The organism is Tepidimonas sp., from assembly GCF_036824975.1.
Classification (GTDB): Bacteria; Pseudomonadota; Gammaproteobacteria; order Burkholderiales; family Burkholderiaceae_C; genus Tepidimonas.
On sequence record NZ_DAISZC010000126.1, the window covers coordinates 1 to 2192 of the forward strand.

Annotated in this window: 3 protein-coding genes; 1 reads left to right on the plus strand and 2 read right to left on the minus strand. The window is 69.5% G+C overall.

What is annotated here, in order from left to right; all coding sequences use genetic code 11:
- Window positions 1-268: alpha-E domain-containing protein (locus V7Z54_RS09855; RefSeq protein ID WP_334136234.1), on the plus strand; the 268-nt coding region annotated here is incomplete at its 5' end.
- Here V7Z54_RS09855 and V7Z54_RS09860 read toward each other — a convergent pair.
- Window positions 237-869, minus strand: a complete 633-nt coding sequence (locus V7Z54_RS09860; protein ID WP_334136235.1) for a DUF1850 domain-containing protein — start codon at window positions 867-869, stop codon at window positions 237-239. The genes V7Z54_RS09855 and V7Z54_RS09860 overlap by 32 nt on opposite strands.
- A gap of 9 nt (window positions 870-878) precedes the next feature.
- On the minus strand, window positions 879-2192 hold a 1314-nt coding region (locus tag V7Z54_RS09865; protein WP_334136237.1), incomplete at its 5' end, for a TRAP transporter permease.

The window sequence follows — 2192 nt, forward strand, 5'->3', positions numbered from 1 at the left end:
GGTGGCGGAGTTGCTGATCCTGCGCGCCGACATGCCGCGCAGTCTGGCTGCCTGCATGGAGGAGGTGGTGCGCAACCTGGAGTCGCTGCACAATGACCATTCGGCCGAAGCACAGCGGCTGGCGGGCCGCTTGCGCGCCGAGCTGCGCTTCGCGCGCATCGACGAGATTCTGGCCAACGGCCTGCACGCCTTCCTGACGCAATTTCTGGAGCGCGTCAACGCCCTGGGCACGCGCATCAGCCAGAGCTTCCTGCTGCCGGTGGCGTAGCGGGCACGGACGGGCAGGGGCGCAGGCGAACCGCTGCGGCGTCGGGGGCGCCATCGCCCTGTTTATCATTCGGTGCGGGGCCGACCACCGCGCCGGGTATGGGTTGCGTGCCATCGGGGTCGGCAGAGGGGGCCGGCGTTGTGCCCACGCGGCCACGTGCCCGGGCGGTGACAGGGGGGGCGGATCGCCACCACGATCGCAGGGGCTGGCAGCGCTCGTCGAGGCAGAGGCGGTAGTCGGCGGCGTACGCCGACGCCATCAGGCGCAGGGCCTCGGTGACCGGTGCCATGGGGGTCCTTTTGTCACCGCCGGCGCGCCAGACGGCGTCCGGCGCCGGCTCCATGCCCGCGCCAGAGCCGTGCACGCGCACCCGCAGCAGACGCCACCCCACGGGATCGGGGGGCAGCGACGGCGTGTACCACTCCTGCCAGCGCACGCGTTCGATCGAGTGGGTCCACTCCAGACGCAGACTGTGCGGCAAAGGCAAAACGGCCTCGGCGGGCCGTGGCGGCGCGGTGGCGTCGATGCCGTCCCAGGCGGCCGGGCCGCTGCTGGCCCAGGCCAGGCACAGCAGCCAAGCGGGCAGACTGGCTCCGTCCATGCCGTCGGCTCACGTGGCGTGGCGTGCGGGTGGCCGCTGCCGGCTGCGCCACGCATGCCACAGCCCCCAGGCCGCGGTCAGCCCAAGTCCCAGCTCATCGGTGATCGGCAAAGCCGCTACCAGCAGGGTGGCTGTGGCGATCACCAGGATTCGCTCCCACCAGGCCAGTGGCCCCCACAGGTAGCCGATCGCGCCCGCACCCCACAGGCCGATCGCCACCAGTGCCTTGAACACGATCCACAGCACGGCCCAGACCGTGGGGTCACCCTGCAGCATCAGCGCCGGGCTGTATACGGCCATGTAGGGCACCACGAAGCCGGCAATGGCCACTCGTACGGCGTTTAGGCTGATGAGCAGCCCCCGCTCACGTGCGATCGGCGCGGCGGCGAAGGCCGCCAGCGCCACCGGAGGCGTCAGGTCTGCCATGATCCCGAAATAGAACACGAACATGTGGCTGACGATCAGCGGCACCCCGAGCTCGAGCAGCACCGGCGCGGCCAGCGAACTGGTGATGATGTAGTTCGGAATCGTCGGGATGCCCATGCCCAGGATCAAGCAGGTCAGCATGGTCAGGATCAACGCCAGCAGCAGGTTGTCGCGGCCGATGGCAATGACATGGCCGCCGATTTCGGCGGCGACGCCGGTGAGGTTGATGATGCCGATGATGACCCCCACCAGCGCGCAGGCCGCGGCCACCGGCAGCGCATGCCGGGCCCCGTCGGCCAGTGCGTTGAGGGCGCTGCGGCGTGTTTCGGCACCGTAGCGCAGCGCGTACGTCAGCCCGACCAGCATCACCGTCACCACGAAAAAGGTCCCGACACCGAAGCGGAAAAAACCGGCGCAGGCCAGCGCCAACAGCACCCAAAACAGCACGCGCAAGCCGGTGCCGCGCAGCCCCTGCATCACGGCGGCGCCAAAGATCAGCACCACCGTCAGCGCCAGCCCGATGGTGCCCGAGAACATGGGCGTGAAGCCGGACAACAGCAGCGCCACCAGCGCCGCCAGCGGCAGCAGCAGATACCAACGCTGGCGCACCGCGATCCAGGGGTTGGGGCACTGCTGGCGCGGCAGCCCCATCAGGCCCTTGCGTCCGGCTTCCAGGTGGACCATCCAGAACACGGTGACGAAATACAGGATGGCCGGCAGCAACGCCGCCTTGACGATGGCCAGGTACGGCACGTTGATCGTCTCGGCCATGATGAAGGCCACCGCCCCCATCACCGGCGGCATGATCTGCCCGCCCATGCTGGAGGTGGCCTCGACCCCACCGGCGAAGGCCGGGCTGTAGCCGAAGCGTTTCATCAGCGGGATGGTGAACTGGCC